At 69.4% G+C, this 25,188-nt stretch carries 23 protein-coding genes and 2 pseudogenes; 11 read left to right on the top strand and 14 right to left on the bottom strand.

All coding sequences use genetic code 11. The features are described 5' to 3' along the window. Window positions 1-19 precede the first annotated feature (19 nt). Both OG878_RS25790 and OG878_RS25785 read right to left on the bottom strand, forming a co-directional pair. The gene (locus OG878_RS25790) at window positions 20-517 is read right to left on the bottom strand and encodes a DUF4291 domain-containing protein (protein WP_328891383.1); all 498 of its coding nucleotides are present in this window, start codon (window positions 515-517) and stop codon (window positions 20-22) included. Between the two features lie 30 nt (window positions 518-547). Further along, window positions 548-1,441: a phosphotransferase family protein gene (locus tag OG878_RS25785; protein ID WP_328888973.1), complete on the bottom strand. Its 894-nt coding sequence runs from the start codon at window positions 1,439-1,441 to the stop codon at window positions 548-550. A 404-nt stretch (window positions 1,442-1,845) separates the two neighbouring features. Here OG878_RS25785 and OG878_RS25780 point away from each other — a divergent pair, with 404 nt between their 5' ends. Then, window positions 1,846-3,906, top strand: coding sequence for a restriction endonuclease (locus OG878_RS25780; RefSeq protein ID WP_328891382.1), 2,061 nt, complete (start codon window positions 1,846-1,848; stop codon window positions 3,904-3,906). Window positions 3,907-3,964: 58 nt separating this feature from the next. Here OG878_RS25780 and OG878_RS25775 read toward each other — a convergent pair. The 7 genes and pseudogenes from OG878_RS25775 to iolC all read right to left on the bottom strand — a co-directional run. Next, window positions 3,965-4,120, bottom strand: a pseudogene (locus OG878_RS25775) (DUF4291 family protein); the annotation flags it as partial. Between the two features lie 51 nt (window positions 4,121-4,171). Then, complete coding sequence (locus OG878_RS25770; protein WP_328888972.1) at window positions 4,172-5,008, bottom strand: maleylpyruvate isomerase family mycothiol-dependent enzyme; 837 nt, start codon at window positions 5,006-5,008, stop codon at window positions 4,172-4,174. A gap of 213 nt (window positions 5,009-5,221) precedes the next feature. Next, window positions 5,222-6,721 (bottom strand): CoA-acylating methylmalonate-semialdehyde dehydrogenase, encoded by a 1,500-nt coding sequence (gene mmsA / locus OG878_RS25765; protein ID WP_328888971.1) that lies wholly within the window; start codon window positions 6,719-6,721, stop codon window positions 5,222-5,224. 19 nt (window positions 6,722-6,740) lie between these two features. Next, on the bottom strand, window positions 6,741-8,621 hold the full coding sequence (gene iolD, locus OG878_RS25760) for a 3D-(3,5/4)-trihydroxycyclohexane-1,2-dione acylhydrolase (decyclizing) (protein WP_328888970.1): 1,881 nt from the start codon (window positions 8,619-8,621) through the stop codon (window positions 6,741-6,743). After that, window positions 8,618-9,544 (bottom strand): 5-deoxy-glucuronate isomerase, encoded by a 927-nt coding sequence (iolB, locus tag OG878_RS25755; RefSeq protein WP_328888969.1) that lies wholly within the window; start codon window positions 9,542-9,544, stop codon window positions 8,618-8,620. Before iolB ends, iolD begins: the two co-directional genes overlap by 4 nt. 30 nt (window positions 9,545-9,574) lie before the next feature. Further along, entirely contained in the window at window positions 9,575-10,462 is an 888-nt protein-coding gene (locus OG878_RS25750) for a Cgl0159 family (beta/alpha)8-fold protein (protein WP_328888968.1), read from the bottom strand. Further along, window positions 10,459-11,511, bottom strand: a complete 1,053-nt coding sequence (gene iolC / locus OG878_RS25745) for a 5-dehydro-2-deoxygluconokinase (RefSeq protein WP_328888967.1) — start codon at window positions 11,509-11,511, stop codon at window positions 10,459-10,461. Before iolC ends, OG878_RS25750 begins: the two co-directional genes overlap by 4 nt. Before the next feature lie 134 nt (window positions 11,512-11,645). Here iolC and OG878_RS25740 point away from each other — a divergent pair, with 134 nt between their 5' ends. From OG878_RS25740 to OG878_RS25730, 3 genes are all read left to right on the top strand, one after another. Beyond that, the gene (locus tag OG878_RS25740) at window positions 11,646-12,596 is read left to right on the top strand and encodes a sugar phosphate isomerase/epimerase family protein (protein ID WP_328888966.1); all 951 of its coding nucleotides are present in this window, start codon (window positions 11,646-11,648) and stop codon (window positions 12,594-12,596) included. An 85-nt stretch (window positions 12,597-12,681) separates the two neighbouring features. Continuing rightward, window positions 12,682-13,065, top strand: a complete 384-nt coding sequence (locus OG878_RS25735; protein WP_328888965.1) for a peptidoglycan-binding domain-containing protein — start codon at window positions 12,682-12,684, stop codon at window positions 13,063-13,065. 415 nt (window positions 13,066-13,480) lie between these two features. Beyond that, window positions 13,481-13,678 (top strand): helix-turn-helix transcriptional regulator, encoded by a 198-nt coding sequence (locus tag OG878_RS25730; RefSeq protein WP_328888964.1) that lies wholly within the window; start codon window positions 13,481-13,483, stop codon window positions 13,676-13,678. 78 nt (window positions 13,679-13,756) lie between these two features. Here the strand turns inward: OG878_RS25730 and OG878_RS25725 are convergent, their stop codons facing one another. Beyond that, the gene (locus OG878_RS25725) at window positions 13,757-14,803 is read right to left on the bottom strand and encodes a zinc-dependent alcohol dehydrogenase family protein (protein ID WP_328888963.1); all 1,047 of its coding nucleotides are present in this window, start codon (window positions 14,801-14,803) and stop codon (window positions 13,757-13,759) included. Between the two features lie 220 nt (window positions 14,804-15,023). Here OG878_RS25725 and OG878_RS25720 point away from each other — a divergent pair, with 220 nt between their 5' ends. The 3 genes and pseudogenes from OG878_RS25720 to OG878_RS25710 form a co-directional block, all read left to right on the top strand. Beyond that, the gene (locus OG878_RS25720) at window positions 15,024-15,332 is read left to right on the top strand and encodes a heavy-metal-associated domain-containing protein (RefSeq protein WP_328888962.1); all 309 of its coding nucleotides are present in this window, start codon (window positions 15,024-15,026) and stop codon (window positions 15,330-15,332) included. A gap of 145 nt (window positions 15,333-15,477) precedes the next feature. Then, window positions 15,478-15,957, top strand: a complete 480-nt coding sequence (locus OG878_RS25715) for a heavy metal-associated domain-containing protein (protein ID WP_328888961.1) — start codon at window positions 15,478-15,480, stop codon at window positions 15,955-15,957. Further along, a pseudogene (locus OG878_RS25710) lies at window positions 15,953-16,261 on the top strand (heavy metal translocating P-type ATPase); the annotation flags it as partial. The gene OG878_RS25715 and the pseudogene OG878_RS25710, both read left to right, overlap by 5 nt. 570 nt (window positions 16,262-16,831) lie before the next feature. Here OG878_RS25710 and OG878_RS25705 read toward each other — a convergent pair. After that, a complete protein-coding gene (locus tag OG878_RS25705; protein ID WP_328888960.1) occupies window positions 16,832-18,121 on the bottom strand; it encodes a citrate synthase in 1,290 nt (429 codons plus the stop codon). Between the two features lie 129 nt (window positions 18,122-18,250). After that, window positions 18,251-20,551 (bottom strand): SF1B family DNA helicase RecD2, encoded by a 2,301-nt coding sequence (recD2, locus tag OG878_RS25700; protein ID WP_328888959.1) that lies wholly within the window; start codon window positions 20,549-20,551, stop codon window positions 18,251-18,253. A 121-nt stretch (window positions 20,552-20,672) separates the two neighbouring features. Here recD2 and OG878_RS25695 point away from each other — a divergent pair, with 121 nt between their 5' ends. The 4 genes from OG878_RS25695 to OG878_RS25680 all read left to right on the top strand — a co-directional run bounded on the left by OG878_RS25695 (window position 20,673) and on the right by OG878_RS25680 (window position 22,964). Beyond that, window positions 20,673-21,041, top strand: coding sequence for a hypothetical protein (locus tag OG878_RS25695; protein ID WP_328888958.1), 369 nt, complete (start codon window positions 20,673-20,675; stop codon window positions 21,039-21,041). Between the two features lie 157 nt (window positions 21,042-21,198). Continuing rightward, complete coding sequence (locus OG878_RS25690) at window positions 21,199-21,477, top strand: hypothetical protein (RefSeq protein WP_328888957.1); 279 nt, start codon at window positions 21,199-21,201, stop codon at window positions 21,475-21,477. 330 nt (window positions 21,478-21,807) lie between these two features. After that, window positions 21,808-22,269: a transglycosylase SLT domain-containing protein gene (locus OG878_RS25685; protein WP_328888956.1), complete on the top strand. Its 462-nt coding sequence runs from the start codon at window positions 21,808-21,810 to the stop codon at window positions 22,267-22,269. Between the two features lie 359 nt (window positions 22,270-22,628). Further along, window positions 22,629-22,964 carry a hypothetical protein gene (locus OG878_RS25680; RefSeq protein ID WP_328888955.1) on the top strand — a complete coding sequence of 112 codons (336 nt, stop codon included), beginning with the start codon at window positions 22,629-22,631 and terminating at the stop codon, window positions 22,962-22,964. A 38-nt stretch (window positions 22,965-23,002) separates the two neighbouring features. Here OG878_RS25680 and OG878_RS25675 read toward each other — a convergent pair whose 3' ends face one another. Together OG878_RS25675 and OG878_RS25670 are read right to left on the bottom strand one after the other, a co-directional pair. Further along, a complete protein-coding gene (locus OG878_RS25675; protein WP_328888954.1) occupies window positions 23,003-24,214 on the bottom strand; it encodes a cysteine desulfurase-like protein in 1,212 nt (403 codons plus the stop codon). Window positions 24,215-24,355: 141 nt separating this feature from the next. Further along, window positions 24,356-25,171 (bottom strand): ABC transporter permease, encoded by an 816-nt coding sequence (locus tag OG878_RS25670; RefSeq protein ID WP_328888953.1) that lies wholly within the window; start codon window positions 25,169-25,171, stop codon window positions 24,356-24,358. Between the last annotated feature and the right edge of the window lie 17 nt (window positions 25,172-25,188).

Here is a 25,188-nt window from a genome sequence, read left to right as displayed (position 1 = left end):
TGTTCGGTGAACTCGTCCGTCACGGGTGCAGGGCGGCCAGTGGTTCGTCCCCGGCGGGGTAGGGGTGCTCCTGGGGCAGCAGTCCCGCGGCGGCGTCCAGCTCGCTGCGGCGTACGAGGTCGTGGATCTCCCGGGCGAGCGGAGTCACATCGCTGATGGCCACCGTCCACTCGTCCGCGTAACGCCGTACGGCCTCGCCGGAGAGCCCGAGTTGGAGTGAGCGGTACGTCAGGGGGCGCAGGTGCAGGTCACGCTCGGGGTCCCACTGGACGCGGGTCGGTGCGCGCTTGAGCTGACGTTGCCAGGTGCTGCGGTCGGAGTGCAGCCCGCGCACGTAGCTCGACAGGCACGCATGGCGCAATGCCCACTCGAAGCCGTCGCGGGTGATCTCGATGGCCAGGACGGTCTCCTGCCCGGCTTTCGTCGCCCACCCGCAGCGGTACATCATCCACAGGAAGCTCGGCTTGATCCATGTCAAGCCGCGTTCACAGTGCTGGTTCTCTCCCGGCGGGTTGATGTCTCTGGCGGCTCGGTCGGGATGAGGCGGCTACGACGGAAACAGCCATTCCATCGCGGCAAGGCTCTTGTCGACGTATTTGCCTTGTTCCGTCTCGATACCGTATGCCAGATCCTCGAAGACACTGCACCTGGCATAGAACAAGGCACGCTCGCTGAGAGCCGCGACGTCGTTGGCGTCGGTTCGATAGGTGCTGATGGCGGCGCGGATAGCCGAGGGACCGAGATCGCGGTAGAGCAGCCCGAAGTCGCAGGCCGGATCGACGACGGCGGCATCGCTCCAGTCGATGATGCCGGTCACCGTCCATGCGACCGGGTCGACGAGAACGTGTTCGATCCCCAGATCGTTGTGGGAGAACGTTGGGGTACAGCCATCGTGTGGTGGTGCGGCGTCCAGGAACGCCTCGACGGATCGGCGCTGCGCCGCCGGTACCTGCCCGGCCACCGTCACATAGTTCTCCGTGGCCTCATGTCGCCACTCGGCCACCGGCTGGTGGCCCGTTTCCACAGCCATCCGATCGATCGCAACAGCATGCAGCGCAGTGAGTAGCTCACCGAGCGTGGCGCCAATCGGCGTGCCGTGGGCCGATCGCTGGTGCCGCGGCATATCCACCAGTGGCACGCCGGGAAGCTTGAAGTAGGCCAGACAACCCTGCTCCGCGACCGTGAACGTCAGCTGGGGCACGGGCAGCGGCGAAACGTCGGCGACGGCAGCAAGCACGCGGGCCTCGTGGTTCAGCAGGGCGGCCCGCCGTGCCAGGTCGGGCTCCTTACTGAAGCGCACGACCAGCTCACCGTTCACCTCGTACGCCAGGTTGTCCAAGCCCTCGCCGAGCTGTACGACGGAGTCGACCTGGTAGTCGGGCATGTGCGCATTCACGACGCTGCGGACGTCTGCAACGCGGTCGCGGCTACGACTGGTCATTCGCGGACGATATCAATCAACCACACGACGTCAGCGGTGGTCATCGAGTGGCCGCGCGGTCGCCGACCAGGCCCGCAACGGCGCGGATGGCGTCTCTTCAGCCACCGAAAGGGGCTGTGAACGCGCCTTGATGACTCATGTCAAGCCTCGCTCATAGCCCTTTTCTGTGACTGCCATCCCCGCGGGATCAGCTCTGCCCAGCACGACAGCTTGGGCACTGATACGCGGTACAGCCCCAGTACCCTCCCGTCACCGTGACCTGCGGCAAGAGCCCGGGCTGGTTGCTGTTGACGAGTGGATATGCGAGACAACGATTGCTGGATAGAGTCGTCTCGTTACAACTGGTTGTGGGGGCAACCAAAGTTCCTTACGGCTGCCAACGTCCTGGGGAGGGCCTGCAGCACATGAGTCGTCGTTCTACTGGTTTTGTCGGCGTGTGGGCTGAGGTGCAGCGGCAGCAGCAGCGCCAACAGGAAGCCGAGGCCAGGCAGCGGAGACAAGAAGCGCAGCTAGCGCGGGCCTACCAGCGGCGAGCTGCCCAGAGTCACCGCGAGTACAGGCAGGCGGAGGCGCAACGCCGCACCGAGGAACTCGACGCACAGGTTGCGTCGCTGCAAGGTCTTCTCGGTGTGGGTTGCCAAGCTCCAGCTTTCAGGGCGGCCTCGCTCATGCGGCCCGAGGGAGTCCAACCCTTCGCCCCGGGACCGTTGGCGCAGCCGGTACCGATGCCGGATTTCAATCACTACCAAGTGCAGGGCGGTTGGACCGCAAGCCGCCGGGCGCAGGCACAGGCCGAAGCACGGGCGCGCTACGAGCGGGACTGGCACACCGCCCAAGCCGCAGAGGTTCAACGGCAGCAGCAGTTTGCGTCGTACCAGCGGGAGTACCAGCAGTGGGCCGATGCTCAGCTGGCAGAGGTACGTGGGCACAACGCCGGCGTCGTCGCCATAACCGAAGGCATGAGACGCCGGGATCCCGATGCCGTCGTCGAGTACTTCTCCGCCGCTCTCTATGCCTCGACAGCGTGGCCTGAAGGTTTCCCGCGTCAGGTTGCGGCAGCTTACGACCCGGCAGCCCGGCAGTTGGTGCTGGACTGGGAGTTGCCCGCCCACGGTGTGGTCCCGGAGACCAAGTCCGTTCGGTACATGTCGGGGGTCGATCAGGATAAGGAGACACCTCGTCCGGTAGGCCAGCGTCGTGCCTTGTACAGGGAGGTTCTCGCGCAGTGCATGCTGCTCGTACTGCACGAACTCTTCAGCGCAGACGAGCTGGATGCACTCGAGTCAGTGGCCTTGAACGGGTTCGTGGATGGGCATGACCCTACGACGGGCCGGCCCGGCCATATCTTTCTCGCAACGGTCATGGCTTCGCGCTCTTCGTTCCGTGAACTGCACCTGGCGCAGGTGGACGCAGGTAGTTGTCTGGCTGACGCACTGCGAGGGCAGCTCTCGGCTCGACCGGACCAACTCACGCCAGTACGGCCGAGTCGGCGGCCCCACGACGTCGGAAACCGCGTTGTCGCCCACGGCAGCGATGGGGAGCCGGACCTGTTCGACATGGATCCGGTCGCCTTCGAGGATCTTGTTGCCGATCTCTTCCGGGCCATGGGGATGCAGGCGGTGACGACCCAACGTTCGAACGACGGCGGTGTGGACGTCGACGCACTGGATCCGACACCGATCCGAGGTGGCAAGATCGTCGTACAGGTGAAGCGCTACCGCAACACGGTGCCCCCCACCGCCGTGCGTGACTTGTACGGAACTGTGCAGGATGCCGGCGCCAACAAGGGTGTCCTTGTGACGACATCGGGGTTCGGCCCTGGCTCACACACCTTCGCCAACGGCAAGCCGCTGGAACTAATCTCGGGCGCTGAGCTTGTCGACCTGCTGCATCGGCATGGGCTGCGTGGGCGGCTGGGCGAGGCTGGTCGTCAAGCCGCAGGGCAACGGACATCGTCAGGTCCGGACACGCGACTGCCTGATGACTACAACGTCTTGGGCATGTCATGGACCGGCAGCGTCGGCCTGGACGTGTGTGCCCTTGTCTGCCGTGGCAACCGCGTCCTCAGCGACGATCACTTCGTCTTCTTTAACAACCCGCAGACTCCGGACGGCTCGGTACGCGCCCTTCCCGCCACGGCGCCAGACAAGGCCGCGATCTGCGTCTCCTTCGATGGGTTGCCAGAGGAAGCTGATCGGTTCGTACTCGTGGCCGCCATCGACCCAGAAGTCAATCCAGACGCCGATCTCTCCGGCTTCACAGATGCCTGCATCCGGCTACTTGATCCGGCAATGGCCGAACTGGGACGACTTGAGGTCTCCGACGGCCGGCCAAGCGAGACCGCCTTGGTACTCGGCTCTTTCCACCGAAGGTCCAGCGGGGACTGGGACTTCGTCCTCGGTGGCAAGGGCTACGCGGGCGGCCTGGAGGAACTCGTTCAGGGTTACGGCATCGAGGTGGAGTAGGGCAGTCTGGATCCGGTGGCTGCCCGCAGCACGGAAGAGACTATGAACGCGGCTTGGCGACCCATGTCATGCGGTCGCGCTTCCAGGCGGCGGGGAAGCGTCCGTCACGGGCGGCGGGGAGGCCGATGGAGCGTGAGTAGGCCTGGTAGACGGTGACGGTGGTGTCCGTGTGCCGGGCGCGGATCTGGTGCTGCGGGGCAGCCGGTGCTGTCATGGCGTCATCACAGCACCGGCCGGTCCGGTTCGGCGAGCGGGTTTCCGCGGCTCAGGGCGCCGTGAACAGGGCCGGGAAGCGGGGTGCGAGCCAGGGCTTGCGGCCCCATGTCAGCACTCGTCCCCGGGCCATCGCCCCCCATGGATCGCACCGGCCGAGGGCGATCAGCAGGAAGGTGACCGGCTCGATGGAAATGGTGCAGTCGGGGCGGTGGAGCGGCTCGCGGCTGACGGTCACCGCACCGTCGGTGACGGCCACCCCGAAGCTGGAGCCGCCGCGCAGCCGGATCGTGTAGCGGGCGGTCAGGCCTGCGGCGGCAGCGGCGACGACCTGCGGCATGGCCGTGATCATGAAGGGCATCGACAGCTCGACCCGGGCGCGGTCGACCATGTGCGGACGGCCCACCGCGCGGGCGAGATCGTAACCGTGGCCGAGCATGTGCGTGAGGAGGTACGAGCCGAGGGTGGCCACGTCCATAGGGCCAAGCGGGCTGTGCACCGTCGGTTGCGGCTTCTCAGCCTCTTCGGCCGGACGTCGGGCCACCGTCCTGAGGTAGGCGGCCGCCTGCGCCACGATCATGTCCGCCAGCGGGTCGGCCCGGCGCTCGTCGAACCCTGCGAGGGCACGCGCGTTGGCCGCCGCCAGGCTCTGCGGCGTGCCGTCCCCCCATGTGCGCTCCTGGCCGGCCGCGACCTCGGCCATCAGCTCGTTGGCCTGCGCCAGGTGGGCCGCCGCCTCGCCGAGGGTCCACTCGGATCCGGGGACCGGGACATCCGTGTCCGCGCGCCCGCGCAGCAGCGCCGCGATCTCCTCGGCGGTGTCGCGTATCGCCTCGGCAAGTCCTTCGGGGAGCGCGGCTCCCCGCTCCTGGGCAGGCGTGAGTTCCACTGTGGTCTCTCCTCGGGGTCCGGCGGTCCGTGCAGAATGCCATGCGCAGTGCGGGACATGAAGATCAGGGGACGGACCGGGTGCGGGCACCCGGAGTCGGTGCCGTCGCACGTGGCCGAGGCCCCGGCCGCCGCCTCCCTGGAATGCGGGGGCGGCAGCCGGGGCCTCGGGTCTTTGATCCAAACGAGAGGTCCTGGGTCCCGTGCGTACGGATCAGTGGTTGCGGGGGAAGCCGAGGTCCACGCCGGCGGGGGCGTCGGCCGGGTCCGGCCAGCGGGTGGTGACGACCTTGCCGCGGGTGTAGAAGTGCACGCCGTCGTTGCCGTAGATGTGGTGGTCGCCGAAGAGCGAGTCCTTCCAGCCACCGAAGGAGTGGTAGCCCACCGGCACCGGGATCGGCACGTTGACACCGACCATGCCGGCCTCGATCTCCAGCTGGAAGCGGCGGGCCGCGCCGCCGTCGCGGGTGAAGATCGCGGTGCCGTTGCCGAACGGCGAGGCGTTCATGAGGGCGACGCCCTCCTCGTACGTCTCGGTGCGCAGGACGCACAGCACCGGGCCGAAGATCTCGTCCTTGTAGGCGTCCGAGTCGGTGGAGACGTGGTCAAGGAGGGAGAGGCCGATCCAGTGGCCGTCCTCGAACCCCTCGACGGTGTAACCGGTGCCGTCGAGGACGACCTCGGCGCCCTGGGCGGCCGCGCCGGTGACGTACGAGGCGACCTTGTCGCGGTGGGCGGCAGTGATCAGCGGGCCCATCTCGGACGTCGGGTCGTTGCCGGGGCCGATCTTGATCTTCTCGGCTCGCTCCTTGATCCTGGCGACGAGCTCGTCGCCGATGGCGCCCACCGCGACGACCGCGGAGATCGCCATGCAGCGCTCACCGGCGGAGCCGTACGCGGCGGAGACCGCGGCGTCGGCGGCGGCGTCGAGGTCCGCGTCCGGCAGGACGAGCATGTGGTTCTTCGCGCCGCCGAGCGCCTGGACGCGCTTGCCGTTGGCGGAGGCGGTGGTGTGGATGTAGCGGGCGATCGGGGTGGAGCCGACGAAGGACACCGCGGCGACGTCCGGGTGGTTCAGCAGTCCGTCGACGGCGACCTTGTCGCCGTGCAGCACGTTCAGCACGCCGTCCGGCAGTCCGGCCTCGGCGGCCAGCTCGGCCAGCAGGTTGGCGGCCGACGGGTCCTTCTCGCTCGGCTTCAGCACGAACGTGTTTCCGCAGGCGATGGCCAGCGGGAACATCCACATCGGCACCATCGCCGGGAAGTTGAACGGCGTGATGCCCGCGACGACACCGAGCGACTGGCGGATCGAGGAGACGTCGACCCGGCTGGAGACCTGGGTGGACAGCTCGCCCTTGAGCTGGGTGGTGATGCCGCAGGCCAGCTCGACGATCTCCAGACCGCGGGCGACCTCGCCGAGCGCGTCGGAGTGCACCTTGCCGTGCTCGGCGGTGATCAGCGCGGCGATGTCGTCGCGGCGGGCGTCGAGCAGGGCGCGGTAGCGGAAGAGGACGGCGGTGCGGGTGGCCAGCGAGGACGTGCCCCACGTCGCGTACGCGTCCTTCGCTGCGGCGACCGCGGCGTCGACCTCTTCGAGGGAGGCGAGGGCGACCTGGGTGGTGACGGCGCCGGTGGCCGGGTCGGTGACCGGGCCGTAGTTGCCCGACGTGCCCTCGACGGTCTTGCCACCGATCCAGTGGTTGACGGTCTTCATTGCGTACTCCTTCAGGCCTTCAGAGGTGGCGGCGTCGGGCTGCGACTTGCCGGTCATAGTCTTCCCGGGCCTTGACCGCCGACGGGCGGCAGGCCGTTTCGGCTACAGGAACATCCCACCACGCCTGCGCCGGAGGGGGGCCCGACACTGTGTCTGCCGTTTCGGTCTCGATGTAGACACAAGTGGGACGGTCCGACGCACGCGCATCGGCGAGGGCTTCACGCAGGTCACGCACGGTCCTGGCGCGCAGCACCAGCATGCCGAGGGAGGCGGCGTTGGCCGCGAGATCGACGGGCAGCGGGGGGCCGGTGAAGGTGCCGTCGGCGGCCCGCTGCCGGTAGGCCGTGCCGAAGCGCTCGCTGCCGACGGCTTCGGAGAGTCCGCCGATCGAGGCGTAGCCGTGGTTCTGCAGGACGACGACCTTGATCGGCAGGTTCTCCTGCACGGCGGTGACGATCTCGGTGGGGTTCATGAGGTAGGTGCCGTCGCCGACGAGCGCCCAGACGGGCCGGCCGGGGGCGGCCAGCTGTACGCCGATCGCGGCCGGGATCTCGTATCCCATGCAGGAGTAGCCGTACTCGACGTGGTACTGGCGGCGGGAGCGGGTCCGCCACAGCTGGTGCAGATCGCCCGGGAGCGAGCCCGCCGCGTTGATCAGGATGTCGTCGTCGGTGACCAGGCTGTCGAGCAGGCCGAGTACCTGGACCTGGGTGGGCCGCGCCTCCGGGTCGTCGGCGGCGAACGCCGCGTCGACGCGGCGTTCCCAGTGCTGCTTGGCATCGGTGTACTCGGTCTCGTAGTCCGGGTCGACGCGGTAGTTGCGCTCGTTCAGCGCCTTGGTCAGGGCTTCGAGAGCCGTACGGGCGTCGGCGACGAGCGGGAGCGCGGCGAGCTTGTGGGCGTCGAAGCCGGTGATGTTGACGCCGAGGAAGCGGACGGCCGGGTTCGGGAAGAGGGTGGCGGAGGCGGTGGTGAAGTCGGTGCAGCGGGTGCCGATGCCGATGACCAGGTCGGCGGTACGGGCCAGTTCGTCGGCGGTCGCGGTGCCGGTGTGGCCGATCCCGCCGACGTCGGCGGGATGGTCGTGGTGCAGCGAACCCTTGCCGGACTGGGTGGAGGCGACGGGGATGCGGGTGGCGGCTGCGAAGGCGGCGAGGGTCTCCTCCGCCGCGCTGTGATGCACCCCGCCGCCCGCGATGATCAGCGGGCGACGGGCGCTGCGCACGGCCCGTACCGCCTGCTCCAGTTCGTGCTCGTCGAGCCCCGGGCGGCGTACGTACCAGACGCGCTCGGCGAAGAACTCCTCCGGCCAGTCGTACGCCTCCGCCTGTACGTCCTGCGGGAGTGCGAGCGTGACGGCGCCGGTCTCCGCCGGGTCCGCGAGGGTCCGCATGGCCTGGAGGGCGGCCGGGACGAGCGCTTCGGGGCGGGTGATCCGGTCGAAGTAGCGGGAAACTGGGCGCAGACAGTCGTTGACCGAGACGTCGCCCGCGGACGGGACCTCGAGCTGCTGGAGTACGGGGTCGGCGGGGCGGGTCGCGAAGACGTCACCGGGCAGCAGAAGGACGGGGAGGTGGTTGACGGTGGCGAGGGCGGCGCCGGTGACGAGGTTGGTGGCCCCGGGGCCGATGGAGGTGGTGACGGCCTGTGCGGAGAGCCGGCCCGACTGGCGGGCGTATCCGACGGCGGCGTGCACCATGGACTGCTCGTTGCGGCCCTGGAGGTAGGGCATGGCGGGCCCGGTCTCCAGGAGGGCCTGGCCGATCCCGGCGACGTTGCCGTGGCCGAAGATGCCCCAGGTGGCACTGATCAGACGCTGCCGCCGGCCGTCGCGTTCGGTGTACTGGCGGGCGAGGAAGGCCACCAGGGCCTGGGCGGTGGTGAGCCTGCGGGTACTCACTGGGGTGCCTCCTGACCGGAGAGTCCGTGGAGCGGAAGCCGGGGATCGACCGGCTGGGCGGGCCAGGTGTCGCGGATCCAGCCGTGGTCGGGGTGGTCGCTGATCAGCCACTCCCGCTGCTCCCCCGGACCCGCCATCACATTGAGGTAGTACATGGTGTGGCCGGGGGCGGCGATGGACGGGCCGTGCCAGCCGTCGGGGATCAGGACGGCGTCGCCGCTGCGGACTTCGGCGAGGACGTCCGTACCGCCGGGCCGGGACGGGGACACCCGGTGGTAGCCGAGGCCGGGCCTGCCGTGGTTCTCCTCGATCTCGAAGTAGTAGATCTCTTCGAGGACGGACTCGGCCCCGGGGCGGTACTCGTCGTGTTTGTGCGGCGGGTAGGAGGACCAGTTGCCGCCGGGGGTGAGGACCTCGACGGCGATCAGCCGGTCGCAGTCGAAGGTGTCGGCGGCGGCGAAGTTGTTGACCTGGCGCGAACAGGTCCCGGAGCCGCGCAGCTCGACGGGAACCTCCGGCGCGGGCCCGTAGCGGGCGGGGAGTCGTCGCCCGCACTTCGCTCCTGCCAGGGCGAAGCGGCCTCCCGCGCCGGAGGAGATCTGCGCATGGGCGTCACGCGGTACGTACGCGAAGTCGGACACCCCGCTGAACACGGTTTCCCGTCCCAGCAGTTCAAAGATCTCACCTGAGGTGAGCACCGTACAGCCGCCGGTCAACGGCAGGACGATCCATTCGCTCTCCCCGGTGACGAGTGTGTGAACACCGCCCGGCGGCAGCTCCACCACGCGCAGGCTCGACCGGTCCCAGCCGGCCCGCTTCGGGTCGATGTCCAGGGCGTACGGTCCGTCGGCCGCGCTGCCGGCGGGCAGATGCCGCTCCTGCCACGGCCGTTCCCTTACCCGTGCGTCGTTGTCCGTCGTCATGCCCTCTCCTTACCCGTCCCTGCTCATTCGCTACAGCAGTGCCACGGCCGTGTCGACAGCTCCGGCCACATCGCCGCCGACCGGATAGAGCAACGACCGCCCGGCCACCAGCCCCTGGACGGTGGGCAGTCGGAGCGCGCCACGCCATTTCTCGTACGCACCCTCCTGGTCGGCGCCCACCTCGCCGCCCAGCAGCACGGCGGGCAGCGTCGAGGTCTCCATCACGCGCGCCATGTCGTCGGGGTTCTCGGTGACGGGGACCTTGAGCCAGGTGTACGCGGAGGTGCCGGCCAGCCCCGAGGCGATGGCGATCGACGTGGTCACCGCCGCCGCACCGAGGTCGTTGCGGACCTTGCCGTCGATACGGCGGCAGAGGAACGGCTCGACGAAGACCGGCAGCCGGTGCGCGGCCATGGCGTCGATCGCGCGGGCGGTGGCGTGCATCGTGTCGAGGGAACCGGGGTCGTCGTAGTCGATCCGGAGCAGCAGCTTGCCCGCATCGAAGCCGAGCCGGGCGAGGTCGTCGGGGCGGTGGCCGGTGAAGCGGTCGTCGAGTTCGAAGGAGGCGCCCGCGAGCCCGCCGCGGTTCATCGAACCGACGACGACCTTGTTCTCCAGCGCACCGAGGAGCAGCAGGTCGTCGAGGATGTCGGCGGTGGCGAGGACGCCGTCGACACCGGGCCGGGAGAGGGCCAGACAGAGCCGCTCCAGGAGCTCGAACCGGTTGGCCATGGCCAGTTGGCGCTCGCCGACCGCGAAGGAGCCGCGGGCCGGATGGTCGGCCGCAATGATCATCAGGCGGCCGCTGTCGCCGACGAGGGGCCGCCTCCGGCGCCGGGCGGCGGCCTCGCCGACGGCCTCGGGATGGCGCACGCGCAGCCGTACGAGGTCGGAGACGGAGGAGGCCGCGGGCCTCATGAGACCGCCCCTGGGCCACCGGCGGCGACGGCGCCGCGGGCGAGCGCCTCCTCGACTTCGTACGGGAACGGCATGGCGGGCGAACAGGCGAGCCGGGACGCGACGATGGCACCGGCGGCGTTGGCGTACCGCATGATGCGCTCGGTCTCCCAGCCGGCGAGCAGCCCGTGGCAGAGCGCACCGCCGAACGCGTCTCCGGCGCCGAGGCCGTTGACGACCTCGACGGGCAGGGGCGGGACGTCGGCGACGGTGCCGTCGCGGTGGACGGCGAGGACGCCCTTGGGGCCCCGCTTGACGACGGCGAGCTCGACGCCCGCGGCGAGCAGGGCGCGGGCCGCGGCGTACGGCTCGCGCTCCCCGGTGGCGATCTCGCACTCGTCGAGATTGCCGACGGCGACGGTGGCGTGCGCGAGGGCCTCGCGGTAACGCACGGATGCGGTGGGGTGGGCGGAGTGGTCCGCGCCGAGGTGACCGGGGCCGTCGGCCCAGAACATCGGGCGCCAGTCCAGGTCGAAGACCGTGAAGGGTCCGGGGCCGGGTCCCTGCTCACCGCGTGACCGCGCCCGGGCCTCGCTCCGCGCGCGCAGCGCCCGGAGCGTCGAGGTGCGGCTCGGCTCCGCGCAGAGGCCGGTGCCCGTCATCCAGAAGACGCGCGCCGCCCGGATCGCGTCGAGATCGAGCTCCGCCTCGTGGATCTCCAGGTCGGGCGCCTTGGGCCGGCGGTAGAAGTAGAGCGGGAAGTCGTCCGGCGGGAAGATCTCGCAGAAGGTCACCGGCGTCGGATAGGCGTCGACGGGTGTCACCCACCGGTCGTCCACCCCGAACTCCCGCAGCTGCTGGTGGAGATAGTCCCCGAACGCGTCCCGGCCGGTGCGCGTCACCACCGCCGTCCGCCGGCCGAGCCGGGCCGCGGCGACGGCCACATTGGTCGGTGAGCCGCCGAGAAACTTTCCGAAGGTGTCGACCTGAGCCAGCGGCAGACCCGTTTGGAGTGGGTAGAGATCCACCCCGATCCGCCCCATGGTGATCACGTCGTACGTCCCAGGCATACGCATCCCTTCGACCGGCGACCGGAGCGGCTGCCCCCAGGTCTAGCCCTCCCCCCGGAACCCTGTCAACATTTTGTCCGGACATACGGACCAAGTCTTGACACCCGTCTCCCGAGGCCGGAAGGCTGGGCGATATGACCTCCTCCGCATCCGCTCCGGCCCGCATCCGCATCGGCTCGGCACCCGACTCCTGGGGGGTCTGGTTCCCCGACGATCCTCAGCAGGTGCCGTGGCGGCGCTTCCTCGACGAGGTCTCCGAGGCCGGTTACGAGTGGATCGAGCTGGGCCCGTACGGCTATCTCCCGACCGACCCGGCACGCCTCGCCGACGAGACCCGGCGCCGCGGCCTGACCGTCTCCGCGGGCACCGTTTTCACCGGATTGCACCATGGACCGGGCGTCTGGGACCGGACCTGGGCGCATGTCGCCGACATCGCTGCGCTCACCCGGGCGATGGGCGCCGAACATCTGGTGGTCATCCCGTCGTTCTGGCGCGACGACAAGACCGGCGAGGTGCGGGAGGAGCGCACGCTCACCGTGGAGCAGTGGCACGACCTCACCACCCAGACGGAGCGGCTGGGCCGCGAGGTGCAGGACCGCTACGGACTGCGCATCGTCGTCCACCCGCATGCGGACACCCACATCGACAGTGCGGAGAACGTCAGCCGGTTCCTCGACGCCACGGACCCCGATCTGGTCTCGCTCTGCCTGGACACCGGCCACTACGCCTACTGCGGCGGCGACAGCGTCAAGCTCATCGAGACCTACGGCGAGCGGATCGGCTATCTGCACCTCAAGCAGGTGGACCCGGAGATCCTGGCCCAAGTCGTGGCGGACGAGGTGCCGTTCGGCCCAGCCGTGGCACGCGGGGTGATGTGCGAACCGCCGAACGGCGTGCCGGCCCTTGGCCCGGTGCTGGACGCCGCCCGTCGGCTGGACGTCGACCTGTTCGCGATCGTCGAGCAGGACATGTATCCGTGCCCTCCCGACAAGCCCCTCCCGATCGCCCGCCGCACCCGCGACTTCCTCCGCTCGTGCGGCACCCCGGACCGCGCACCCGACACGCCGAGCCGTCCGGGTAAGTGACGTCGGGACACTGTGCGGTGTTGTTCTCGGCGAGATGAGGTGCGGCTGCCGCCGCACCCCTCGACCGAACAAGGAGCTGCTCGCCGTGACCCGAAAGACGCCCTTCTCCCCCAGGACGGCCGGCGCCTCGGCCCTGGCCGTCCTCGCCCTGGTCGCCGCCCTCGCCGCCGGCCCCGTCGCCGCAGCGGCCGCGCCCGACCCGGTACCACCGTTCGCACCGCCCGGCCCGGGCGCGGCGTGCGTGTTCTACGACGGCAACCAACCGACCCTCTACGGCGATCAGGGCGACCGGGTGTCCGAGGTGCAGTGCCTGCTGGCCAACCGCCGCTATCTGCCGTGGAGCGCGGTCGACGGCACCTTCGGCCCGATGACGCTCATCGCCGTCCAGCGCTTCCAGGCGGACCACCCGCCGCTCGTCCCTGACGGCCTGGTCGACGAGCAGACCTGGTCGGCACTCTGGCACGCCTAGTGCTGTGACCGGAAAGGTTCACCGGCTCGCGCCGCCCGGTACGGCACCTCGCCGCGTTGTCGCATCACCCGAGTACATCCCGTACGCGGGCGATGCTCCGCCTTGCGATGCACCGCACCGGACGCCGCGAGCTTCCCGGCAAACCCTTCCGGTCACAGCACCAGGGCTCCTCGCCCGGATCGAGGCGGGCTCTCTTTCGTCCCATGCGCGCGTTCTGTCACAGAGATCACTCCCGCGTCACACATGTCTTCGTTACGCGGGTCTTCCGTCACAGGCGCTCGACAGCCCCTCCCTGCTCGTCACTCCGCGTCGTTCACCGGACACAGGCCGAGTGATCGTCAGCGTGCGCGCCGTGGCTCCCCAGACGGCTCCCGGCTGCCGCTGCGGTGCAGAACAGAGCAGAGAGGTGCCACTCATGACGGACAGAAGGCTCTGGTCCTACAAGGACATTGCCGCGCACATCCGGGTGCAGCCGGACACAGTCCGCTCGTACCGCAAGCACGGTCTGCTCCCCGCACCGGACCATGTGGAGGGCGGCAAGCCGTACTGGTACGCGGACACCGTCCGCGCCTGGGTCGCTTCCCGCCCGGGCAACCGGGGCCGCAAGGAGTGACATCTCCTCGCCCGTCCCCCTTCCCTCCCGGCCCGTCGCAGGCCCCGGGCGCCGGGCGCAGGGAGGGCCGGAGGTGGGCTACTTCGCCGGTTCGATGATCGTGACCCCTGCCCCGGGCGCCGTTCCCATCGCGGCGAGCGCCGCCGGGGCCGCGTCCAGCGCGAGGGTCGAGGTCACCAGCAGGTCCGGGCGCAGGGCGCCGCTGCGCACCATGTCCATCATCGGCGGGTAGTCGTGCGCGGCCATTCCGTGGCTGCCGAGGATCTCGAGCTCCAGCCCAATCACTCGCGCCATGGGGACGACGGGGTCACCGGCCGCCGTGGGCAGCAGGCCCACCTGCACATGGCGGCCCCGCCACCGCAGGCTGCGGACCGAGGCGGCGCAGGTGACCGGCGAGCCCAGCGCGTCGAGTGACAGATGGGCTCCGCCACCGGTCAGTTCACGCACCGCCTCGTCCGCGCCGCCCGGATACGCGGACGCGTCCACGCACTCCACCGCCCCGAACGACCGCGCCAGCTCGAGCGCGCGAGCCGAGACGTCGACCGCGACCACCTGGGCTCCGCAGGCCGCCGCGATCATGACGGCCGACAGTCCGACCCCGCCGCAGCCGTGCACCGCGACCCACTCGCCCGGCGCCACCCGCCCCTGGCCGACGACGGCCCGGAACGCCGTGGCGAACCGGCACCCGAGACCTGCCGCCGCCGCGAACGACAGCCCCTCGGGCACGGCGACCAGATTGACGTCGGCCTGTTCCAGCGCCACGTACGAGGCGAACGACCCCCAGTGGGTGAACCCCGGCTGGGTCTGCCGCTCACAGACCTGCTGGGCCCCGGCCGCACAGGCGGGACAGCGGCCGCAGGCGCAGATGAACGGAACGGTGACACGGTCGCCGGGGCGCCAGTTGACGACTCCGCTTCCCACCGCCTCGACCACACCGGCGAGTTCATGGCCCGGCACATGCGGCAGGGTGATGTCCGGGTCGTGACCCATCCAGCCGTGCCAGTCGCTGCGGCACAGTCCGGTCGCCTCGACGCGGACCACGACACCCTGGCCGGAGGGGACGGGATCCGGCACGTCCTGCACCTTGGCGTCCCGCCCGAATTCCTCGAACACCACTGCCCGCATCCTGCTCCGCCTCCCGCTTCGGCCCGTCGGCCATGGCCGCGTGGCCACCCATGATGCCGCCCTCCGCATGCCCCCGAACCGACACCACCCGACCGGAGCAGCCTCCCGCCTCGCATTCATACCCCCTAGGGGTATAAAGTGAAGAGTGTTGGGGTGCACCGTCATTCCCCGTGCCCCCTGGCGCCACACGGAGATGTCCGCGTCGAAGAGGAGAACCACCATGACCACCGAGACCCAGCTGCCCCAGGCCACCGACTCCTGCTGCTCGCCCAGCGGCTCCTGCCACGACAGTGCGAGCGGTGAGGCCACCATGGGCGGGGTCACGACCGTCTACCAGGTGACCGGTATGACCTGCGGGCACTGCGAGGGCGCCGTCTCCGAGGAGGTCTCCGGCATCGAGGGTGTCACGTCGGTGGAGGCCGTGGCCTCCACCGGCCGGGTGACCGTGGTCTCCATGGTGCCGCTGACCGAGGACGCCGTGCGCGCAGCGGTCGACGAGGCGGGTTACGTGCTCGTCGGTCAGGCCTGAACGCCGCCCGGCCACCGGGACACCCTCGGAGCGGACCCACGTCACCCGCGTCTTTCGCACCACCCGCACCACCCGTTGCCACCGGGCCGGACCGACCAGCGAATACTGGTTGGCACGGCCCGGTCGGCATTTCAGGAGTTCGGACATGCACAGCGCAACAGAGGCCGAAGCGCCGGCAGCCGCGCCTTCGCGGGCCGAGCTCACGATCGACGGGATGACCTGCGCCTCGTGCGCGGCCCGCGTCGAGAAGAAGCTCAACCGGATGGACGGCGTCACGGCCACCGTCAACTACGCGACCGAGAAGGCCCGCGTCGAGTTCGGTGCCGGGACCCGGCTGGCGGACCTGATCGCCACGGTCGAGAGGACCGGGTACACGGCGCAGTCGGTGCCGTGGCCCGCACCGGCGCCGTCGGCCGCGCCCGGGCAAACGGCCGGGCCGGCGCCCGAGCCGGCGGCCGACACGGCGGGATCCCTCGCCGACATCGGCCCCGGTGCGGAACCCGGTACGGACTTCGAGACCCCGGACACCGCGAAAGCTGACGCGGCCCGCACCCTCGCGGCCCTGCGTCAGCGCCTCGTCGTCTCGGCCGTACTCGCCGCCCCCGTCGTCCTTCTGTCCAAATGACGCGGCCGCGCTCGCGACGGCCGATCTCGGGCCGGCGATGGGCACGGGCACGGACGCCGCGATCGAGGCGAGCGACCTCACGCTCGTTCGTGGAGATCTCAAGGTGGCCGCCGATGCCATCCGCCTCTCGCGGCGCACTCTGGCCACCATCAAGGGCAACCTCTTCTGGGCGTTCGGCTACAACGTCGCTGCCCTGCCCCTTGCGGCATTTGGCCTGCTCAACCCTATGATTGCCGGAGCGGCGATGGCGTTCTCCTCGATCTTCGTCGTGACGAACAGCCTGCGGTTGCGCTCCTTCACATGATTTCCACAAAGAGATTTAGATCACATCGATTTGAGGGTAACCATTCAGCGGGCTCGCGAGTCTTAGAGTGCGATGCCAAGGACGTCTTGGGGGACGTCCGAATGAAGTGTCTTGGGGGACGCTTCAGGCAAGCGTTGGCCGGGGCACGTGCACCGGGGAGCTTTGAGCGGCCCTCCCGTGCGTACGTACCCCGGCAGACCGCCGTGAGGAGCGGCGGATCAGCGCAGCAGTACGAGGAACGCCCAGGAGCTTCGGCTCCCTCAGACGCCCGGCCGGATCCCGTGGGGGGAATCCGCTCCGGGATATGGGAAGCGCCTCGCTGTCGGCCCGTGGGGGGATCGACGGCGGGGCGCTTCTCGCCACCAGGGCGCGCCGTGGGGCGCTTCTCGCCACCAGGGCGCGCCGTGGGGCGCCTCGCGCCACGACGGCGCACCGTCCGGCAGAACGGCGCTGCAAGGCCCCTCAGGCGGGCTCCCCGGGCAAGCAAATCGCCCCGGACACCGCGCTCTGTGCGAAGCGCGGTACGCGGGGCGAAGGCAGCCGGCCGACGGGGCCGGGGCGGTACGAAGGTCAGCGACCCTCGACCGGGACGAAGTCACGCAGGACCTCGCCGGTGTAGATCTGGCGCGGGCGGCCGATGCGGGATCCCGGCTCCTTGATCATCTCGTGCCACTGGGCGATCCAGCCGGGAAGCCGGCCGAGCGCGAAGAGCACGGTGAACATCTCGGTCGGGAAGCCCATGGCCCGGTAGATCAGGCCCGTGTAGAAGTCCACGTTGGGGTAGAGGTTGCGCGAGACGAAGTACTCGTCGGAGAGCGCGTGCTCCTCCAGCTTGAGCGCGATGTCGAGCAGCTCGTCGGACTTGCCGAGCGCGGACAGCACGTCGTGGGCCGCAGCCTTGATGATCTTGGCGCGCGGGTCGAAGGACTTGTAGACGCGGTGGCCGAAGCCCATCAGCCGGACGCCGTCCTCCTTGTTCTTCACCTTGCGGATGAAGGAGTCGACGTCGCCGCCGTTGGCCTGGATGCCCTCGAGCATCTCCAGCACGGACTGGTTGGCGCCACCGTGCAGGGGGCCCCACAGCGCCGAGATGCCGGCGGAGATAGAGGCGAACATGTTCGCCTGCGAGGAGCCGACCAGACGGACCGTGGAGGTCGAGCAGTTCTGCTCGTGGTCCGCGTGCAGGATGAGCAGCTTGTCGAGCGCGGAGACGACGACCGGGTCCAGCTCGTACTCCTGGGCGGGGACCGAGAAGGTCATGCGCAGGAAGTTCTCGACGTACCCGAGGTCGTTGCGCGGGTAGACGAAGGGGTGCCCGATCGACTTCTTGTACGCGTATGCGGCGATCGTCGGCAGCTTGGCCAGCAGACGGATCGTCGAGAGGTGACGCTGCTCCTCGTCGAACGGGTTGTGGCTGTCCTGGTAGAACGTGGACAGCGCGCTGACGACCGAGGACAGCATGGCCATCGGGTGGGCGTCGCGCGGGAAGCCGTCGAAGAAGCGCTTGACGTCCTCGTGCAGCAGCGTGTGCTGGGTGATCTCGTTCTTGAAGGTCGACAGCTCGTCGACCTTCGGAAGCTCACCGTTGATGAGCGTGTACGCGACCTCGAGGAACGTCGAGCGCTCGGCAAGCTGCTCGATGGGATAGCCGCGGTACCGCAGGATGCCCTGCTCGCCGTCGAGGTAGGTGATGGCGGACTTGTACGCGGCGGTGTTGCCGTATCCGCTGTCCAGCGTCACCAGGCCGGTATGTGCCCGGAGCTTCCCGATGTCGAAGCCCTTGTCGCCGACGGTGCTGTTGATCACCGGGTAGGTGTACTCATCATCGCCGTACCGCAGTACTACAGAGTTGTCGCTCACGTCATCCCTCACCGACGTAGTGCCTCTTCTTCGAGGTTCCCTGACTGTCTCCACCCTCCCCCATTTGGCTCAGGAGAGTGCACTCGGGGTCGTCCATTGGACCTACTCACGGCACTGAGTGCCGCGAACTTACTCATCCTGCCCCCTTGACTCCGGTTCCGGAAGGCCTCCGTGATGTTTCCCACCGATTTGATCGATCATTTTTTTCGGGGATCCTCCGCCCGACCCGCCGCTCAACCGGTAATCCAGCGCCGTACAGCGCCTGCCTGCGGAAACCGTCCGGACCGCTTGACCGATCGCCTGCCGTGAGCCGACCAGCACGACCAGCTTCTTGGCCCTCGTCACGGCCGTGTACAGCAGGTTGCGCTGGAGCATCATCCAGGCGCTCTTGGTGACGGGGATGACGACGGCCGGGTACTCACTGCCCTGGGAACGGTGGATCGTCATGGCGTACGCGTGGGCCAGCTCGTCCAGCTCGTCGAAGTCGTACGGGATCTCCTCGTCCTCGTCCGTCAGTACGGTCAGCTTCTGCTCGTCCAGGTCAAGGGCGGTGACGACGCCGACCGTGCCGTTGAAGACGCCGTTCTCCCCCTTGTCGTAGTTGTTCCGGATCTGGGTGACCTTGTCACCGATCCGGAAGACTCTTCCGCCTATCCGCTTCTCGGGCAGGTTCGGGCGGGCCGGGGTGATGGCCTGCTGGAGCAGTCCGTTGAGCGCGCCCGCACCGGCCGGACCGCGGTGCATCGGGGCCAGGACCTGCACGTCACGCCTCGGGTCGAGACCGAACTTCGCCGGAATGCGGCGGGCCGCGACGTCGACCGCGAGCACACCGGCCGCCTCCGTCTCGTCCTCGACGAAGAGGAAGAAATCGCTGAGGCCCTGGGTGAGGGGCGGTGTCCCGGAGTTGATCCGGTGGGCGTTGGTGACGACGCCGGACTGCTGGGCCTGGCGGAAGACCGTCGTCAGCCGGACCGCCGGGACGGGGCCGCCCTCGGCGAGCAGGTCGCGCAGCACCTCTCCCGCGCCGACCGACGGAAGCTGGTCGACATCTCCGACGAGCAGCAGATGGGCACCGGGTGCCACGGCCTTGAGCAGCTTGTTGGCGAGCAGCAGATCCAGCATCGACGCCTCGTCAACGACGACCAGATCGGCGTCCAGCGGACGGTCCCGGTCGTATGCCGCGTCCCCGCCCGGCTTCAGCTCCAGCAGCCGGTGCACGGTGGACGCCTCGGCCCCGGTCAGTTCGGACAGCCGCTTCGCCGCCCGCCCGGTGGGCGCGGCCAGAACGACCTTTGCGCTTTTGGCGCGGGCCAGTTCCACGATGGAGCGCACGGTGAACGACTTGCCGCAGCCCGGTCCACCGGTCAGCACGGCAACCTTCCGGCTGAGCGCGAGCCGGACGGCGGCCTCCTGCTCGGGCGCCAGCGTCGCCCCCGTACGGCCCGCGAGCCACGTCAGCGCCTTGCCCCAGTCCACGTCCTGGAAGGCCGGCATCCGGTCGTCGGGCGTACGCAGCAGCCGCTGCACCTGGGCCGCGAGGGCCACCTCGGCACGGTGGAACGGCACGAGGTACACGCCCGTGATCGGCTCGCCCCCCTCGGGCGACGGCACCCTCTCCCGTACGACGCCCTCCGGATCCTCCGCCAGTTCGGCGAGGCACTCGATGACCAGCCCCGTATCGACCTGGAGCAGCTTCACCCCGTCCGCGATCAGCCGCTCCTCCGGGAGGAAGCAGTGCCCCTGGTCCGTGGACTGCGACAGCGCGTACTGCAGACCGGCCTTGACCCGCTCCGGACTGTCGTGCGGGATGCCGACCGCCTGCGCGATCTTGTCGGCGGTGAGAAAGCCGATGCCCCAGACGTCGGCGGCCAGCCGGTAGGGCTGGTTCTTCACCACGGAGATCGACGCGTCCTCGTACTTCTTGTAGATACGGACGGCGATGGAGGTGGAGACCCCGACACCCTGGAGGAAGACCATCACCTCCTTGATCGCCTTCTGCTCCTCCCAGGCGGCGGCGATCATCTTCGTCCGCTTCGGCCCGAGCCCGGGAACCTCGACCAGGCGCTTCGGCTCCTGCTCGATGATGTCGAGGGTGTCGACACCGAAGTGGGTGGTGATCCGGTCCGCCATCACCGGGCCGATGCCCTTGATCAGCCCCGAGCCGAGATAGCGGCGTATGCCCTGGATGGTGGCGGGCAGCACGGTCGTGTAGTTCTCCACCGTGAACTGCTTGCCGTACTGGGAGTGCGAGCCCCAGCGCCCCTCCATCCGCAGCGACTCACCGACCTGCGCACCGAGCAGCGAACCGACGACGGTCAGCAGATCCCCCGCGCCCCGGCCCGTGTCGACGCGGGCGACCGTGTACCCGTTCTCCTCGTTGGCGTACGTGATGCGCTCGAGCACACCCTCGAGGACGGCCATGTTGGACATGGACCGACGGTACCGGCCGCCTCGGACAGTCCGACGGCGGAGTCCCGGACATCGAACCCCGCCCCTCGCCTCCGGCAGCCGGCTCGGGCGCGGCCTCGCCGGCCGACGAGAGCGGGGCTCCATGACGGCTGAGGAAGAACGAATCGACATCGACGACTCCGACGTCGACATGGACCCCGGGCAACGCCTCGTGTACCGGGGAAAACTGTTCACAGGACAGGTCGAAGAGCGCTTGGGAGGTGTCGTCGTCGGCCTGGATTCGTACGTCGACGGAGTACCACACGGCCCCAGCCGCGAGTGGTACGAGGACGGGGCGCTCCGGGCCGAGGCGACGGCCCGGACGGGCCGTGGGAGTTTCGAGAGCGTGGCACCGAACGGCACGCTCGCCGCTGAACAGGCCTTCGCCGAGGACGGGTTGACGATGCTGGTGGACCGTCAGCGGGACGAAGCGGGGCATCCCATGAAGAATTGGCGCAAGGACGGGGAATGAGCGCCTGACGTGAGGGCGGACGTTCGCATGCAACGCACGGTCGGCTCCGCACCATCGACCGGGGCGGACTCGTCGGCGCCGGCTGCTCATGCGTGAGTACCCGCGCCGTACGCCTCTGCAGACCCATACGTACGGCGCCGAGGAGGGGCGACGGTTCTTGGACGTCACAGAGCATGTCGCCCCTGAGACCCGGATGCCGCCCGATGCCGCAGCCGAACCGGGCGAGGTGCTGCGCGGACTCGCCCGGGCATCACTCAGCAAGACGTGCGAGATCACCTGCTGCGCGAAGATCAGCGACGGCCGCCCCGCCCACGAGGGTCCGCACGGCGTCGTCCGGCGCCGGGTCGACGACGACCGTCCGCGTGACGAGGCCTTCGCCGCCACCCCACAGAGACAGCATCCGCACAGAGACGGCATCCCCGGCCTCTTCGAGTGAGCCGACCGCGCCTTCCTGACACGGCGTTTTCATGACGCCGCGTTTCCATCCATTACGCGGGGCGAATAGCGGACTCTGCGCTCGGCACAGCCAATACACCCGTGTCCATTTTGGGCGTTTTTGACGCTTCTGTCGTGTGATGTGGGCGATATGACGCGCGTCACCATTATGCGATTTAGTAGGACAAAGCATGTGCTTCATGGCCCGTTTGCGGCGATTTCGGACATCATTACCGGTTCCCTCTACTTAATTCGATAGTAAAGGGGGTCATTGACCCGAAGTTGCACCTCGCTCAACAATTCGTGGAATCCCACGGAAGAGGTAATTCCGATGCAGATCTCCACGAAGTTCGCCCGCATGACCCAGACCAAGAAGATCTCGCTGGGCATGGCCGCAGCCGGCGCCGCCGTCGTCGCCGGTTCTCTCTGCAGCGCTCCGGCGGCCTCGGCCGCCACCCCCGCCCAGTCCAGCAGCGGCAACGTCAGCAGCTGGATCAACCAGTCGCTGGAGATCATGCACGCCAAGGGCATCCCGGGCACCTACGAGGGCATCCGCAAGAACCTGATGCGCGAGTCCTCCGGCAATCCCAACGCCATCAACAACTGGGACTCCAACGCCGCCAAGGGCATCCCGTCCAAGGGCCTGATGCAGGTCATCGACCCGACCTTCAAGGCGTACCACGTCGCCGGCACCTCGTGGAACATCTACGACCCGGTCGCCAACATCACCGCGGCCTGCAACTACGCCGCGCACCGCTACGGCTCGATAGACAACGTCAACTCGGCCTACTGATCAGCCGGCGGCAGACCCGATGCCGGCGGTCACCTGCCTCGGACACCCCTTCCGCACGCTGAACCGCACGCCGTTCCCCCGGCACCTCAGATCTCGGGCACAGAAGCCTCACGGTCTGCACGGGGGAACGGCGTTGCTGCGTCAGGCGCTCCATGGGGCAGAGGAGCCGCGAAGCGGCCGGGGTGACTGCCCGGTCGCCCGGGACGGCAGGTCCTGGCGGGACTGCACGGCCTGCTCACCGAGCGGCCGTGCTCTGGCGGCGTGCAGGCGGTCGTCCCTATGATGCTGCGCTGACCAGCGCCGTCGCCACCTTCCCGACCCGGCCCGGCATCGCCCCCCTTGTCGCAGAGGACCTGCCCATGCCTTTCCGCCGGATCGCCGCCCTGGCCGCGGCGCCCGTGACCGCACTGCTGCTGGCCGCCTGTGGCAGCAGCGATGTGCACGGCACCATAACCGAGAAGGAGTACAAGCCGGCCCGCACGACGTGGACGAACGAGCCGGTCACGAAGAAGCAGTGCACCACGTCCCGGAGCAACGGCAAGACCAAGAAGTCGTGCCACACGGTGCGGACCGGTACCCACCGTGTCTCGCACCGGCATCCGGCGTGCTGGCAGATCGAGCTGGACGACGACGCACACGAGCTGTGCATAGCGAAGAGCCGGTGGGACAAGGTGCGCGTCGGCGACAAGTGGTGACCGGCTGAGACCGGTTCCGGGGCGCCGCCCCGGTCCGCTCAGCGTCCTTGGTCCAGGAAGTCCCTGAGGCCGTCCAGCAGCCGGGCGACGTCGTCCTCGCTCGTGTACGGGGCCAGGCCGACCCGCAGCCCTCCCGCGTCCCCCAGGCCGAGCCTGCGGGATGCCTCCAGCGCGTAGAAGGAGCTTGACGGGGCGTTGACACCGCGCCCGGCGAGGTGCCGGTACGCGTCGAGGGTGTCCCGCGCGCCGAAGGTCAGCAGGAGGGTGGGGGTACGGCGGGCCGCACGGGAGTGGCATGTCACCCTCGCGTCCGCGGAGAGTTCCTCCTCGATGCGCCGCCGCAGCGCTTCCTCGTGCTGCTCCAGCGCCGCGTACGAGGCAGCCAGCCGCTGCCTCCGGCCGGCCCCGGCCGGTCCGTCCAGCGCGGCGAGGAAGTCGACGGCCGCGGTGGCGCCGGCCAGCAGTTCGTACGGCAGGGTGCCGTACTCGAACCGCGCCGGGACCGCGTCCGAGGAGGGGAGCAGCTTGTCCGGCACGAGAGTGCCGAGGAGCTCGGGCCGGGCGGCCAGAACGCCGAGGTGGGGGCCGAGGAACTTGTACGGCGAGCAGGTGAAGAAGTCCGCGCCCAGATCGTCCAGGCCGGGGAGGCAGTGGGCGGTGTAGTGGACGCCGTCGACCCACAGGAGCGCCCCGGCCGCGTGCACCGCGCGGGCGATGTCCGCCACCGGCGGGCGCGTGCCGATGAGGTTCGAGGCCGCGGTGACCGCGACCAGCCTCGTGCGCGGCGTCAGCACCGCCGTGATGTCGTCCGTGGTCAGCTCGCCTGTCGCCGGGTCGAAGTCCGCCCAGCGCACGGTGGCCCCGGCCTGCTGCGCCATCTGGACCCAGGGGCGGATGTTGGCGTCGTGGTCGAGCCGGGACACGACGACCTCGTCGCCGGGCACCCAGCCCTTGGCCAGTGTGCGGGCCATGTCGTAGGTGAGCTGGGTGGCGCTGCGGCCGAAGACGATGCCGTCGGGCCGGGCGCCCAGCAGGTCCGCCAGGGCCTGCCGGGCGGCGGTGACGATGTCGTCGGCGTTGCGCTCGCTGCGCGTCACGCGCCCATGGTTGGACAGCGGGTTGGCGAGCGCGCCGGCGATCGCCTCGATGACCGGTGCGGGTGTCTGTGAACCGCCCGGTCCGTCGAAGAAGGCGATGCCTTCCTTGAGTGCGGGGAACTGGGCGCGGATGGCGGTGATGTCGAGGGGCACACCCGCACCGTCGCTCACGCGGGCGGAAGAATCAAGGCCTCGCAGGCGAGGGGCCCGGCCGGGACTCCCGGCGGGCCCGGCTCGTGGTGCGCGCGCCGGCGATCTCGCCGGCGACTTCTCGAGGCGCGGGAGTGGCTCCTCTCAGATGCGGCTGCCGGAGGCGGTGTCCGACGACAGCCGCTGGGCGAGATAGATCGGGATGACGGAGAGCAGGACCAGGACGGCGGCGACGACGTTGACGACGGGGGCCTGCTGGGGACGTGCCATGTTGGAGAAGATCCAGACGGGGAGGGTCTGGACGCCGGGCCCTGCGGTGAAGGTCGTCACCACGACCTCGTCGAAGGAGAGCGCGAAGGCCAGGAGCCCGCCCGCGACGAGCGCCGAGCGCACGAGCGGGAAGGTGACGTCGACGAACGTACGGAAGGTGTGCGCCCCGAGGTCCATGGCGGCTTCCTCGTACGATCCCGGCATCCGGCGCAGCCGGGCGATCACGTTGTTGAAGACGACCACGATGCAGAAGGTGGCGTGTCCGACGATGACGGTGAACAGGCCGAGGCCCACACCGAGCGGTTCGAGGATCGTCCGGAAAGCGGTGTTGAGCGCGACACCGGTGACGATGCCGGGCAGCGCGATCGGCAGGACGACCACGAAGGAGATGGCCTCGCGTCCGAAGAACTTGTAGCGCTGGCAGGCAAAGGCGATGAGCGTGCCGAGGACCACGGCGATCGCCGTCGCGCCCAGACCGGCCTTGAGCGAGGTCCACAGCGCGGCGCGGGCGCCGGAGCTGTGCCAGGCGTCGGCCCACCAGTCGAAGGTGAGTCCGGGCGGCGGCCAGCCGGAACTGCGGTCCGGGTTGAGGGAGTTGATGAGGACCAGGAACAGCGGTACGTAGATCACCGCGAAGCCGAGCCCGGCGGCGATGCGCATGGTGATGCGTGCGGGGCGGGAGAGATTCATCGTAGGGGGCCTTCGCT

The organism is Streptomyces sp. NBC_00316 (genome assembly GCF_036158715.1).
Lineage (GTDB): Bacteria > Actinomycetota > Actinomycetes > Streptomycetales > Streptomycetaceae > Streptomyces.
The sequence above is the reverse complement of the archived record's forward strand: the minus strand, read 5'-3'. Positions and strand labels throughout refer to the sequence as shown.

Coding starts and splice junctions, on each gene's coding strand:
- OG878_RS25785 (WP_328888973.1), bottom strand. CDS start 1,441: ATGACCAGTCGTAGCCGCGACCGCGTTGCAGACGTCCGCAGCGTCGTG.
- OG878_RS25780 (WP_328891382.1), top strand. CDS start 1,846: ATGAGTCGTCGTTCTACTGGTTTTGTCGGCGTGTGGGCTGAGGTGCAG.
- mmsA (WP_328888971.1), bottom strand. CDS start 6,721: ATGAAGACCGTCAACCACTGGATCGGTGGCAAGACCGTCGAGGGCACG.
- iolB (WP_328888969.1), bottom strand. CDS start 9,544: ATGACGACGGACAACGACGCACGGGTAAGGGAACGGCCGTGGCAGGAG.
- OG878_RS25750 (WP_328888968.1), bottom strand. CDS start 10,462: ATGAGGCCCGCGGCCTCCTCCGTCTCCGACCTCGTACGGCTGCGCGTG.
- iolC (WP_328888967.1), bottom strand. CDS start 11,511: ATGCCTGGGACGTACGACGTGATCACCATGGGGCGGATCGGGGTGGAT.
- OG878_RS25740 (WP_328888966.1), top strand. CDS start 11,646: ATGACCTCCTCCGCATCCGCTCCGGCCCGCATCCGCATCGGCTCGGCA.
- OG878_RS25730 (WP_328888964.1), top strand. CDS start 13,481: ATGACGGACAGAAGGCTCTGGTCCTACAAGGACATTGCCGCGCACATC.
- OG878_RS25725 (WP_328888963.1), bottom strand. CDS start 14,803: ATGCGGGCAGTGGTGTTCGAGGAATTCGGGCGGGACGCCAAGGTGCAG.
- OG878_RS25720 (WP_328888962.1), top strand. CDS start 15,024: ATGACCACCGAGACCCAGCTGCCCCAGGCCACCGACTCCTGCTGCTCG.
- OG878_RS25715 (WP_328888961.1), top strand. CDS start 15,478: ATGCACAGCGCAACAGAGGCCGAAGCGCCGGCAGCCGCGCCTTCGCGG.
- recD2 (WP_328888959.1), bottom strand. CDS start 20,551: ATGTCCAACATGGCCGTCCTCGAGGGTGTGCTCGAGCGCATCACGTAC.
- OG878_RS25695 (WP_328888958.1), top strand. CDS start 20,673: ATGACGGCTGAGGAAGAACGAATCGACATCGACGACTCCGACGTCGAC.
- OG878_RS25685 (WP_328888956.1), top strand. CDS start 21,808: ATGCAGATCTCCACGAAGTTCGCCCGCATGACCCAGACCAAGAAGATC.
- OG878_RS25680 (WP_328888955.1), top strand. CDS start 22,629: ATGCCTTTCCGCCGGATCGCCGCCCTGGCCGCGGCGCCCGTGACCGCA.
- OG878_RS25670 (WP_328888953.1), bottom strand. CDS start 25,171: ATGAATCTCTCCCGCCCCGCACGCATCACCATGCGCATCGCCGCCGGG.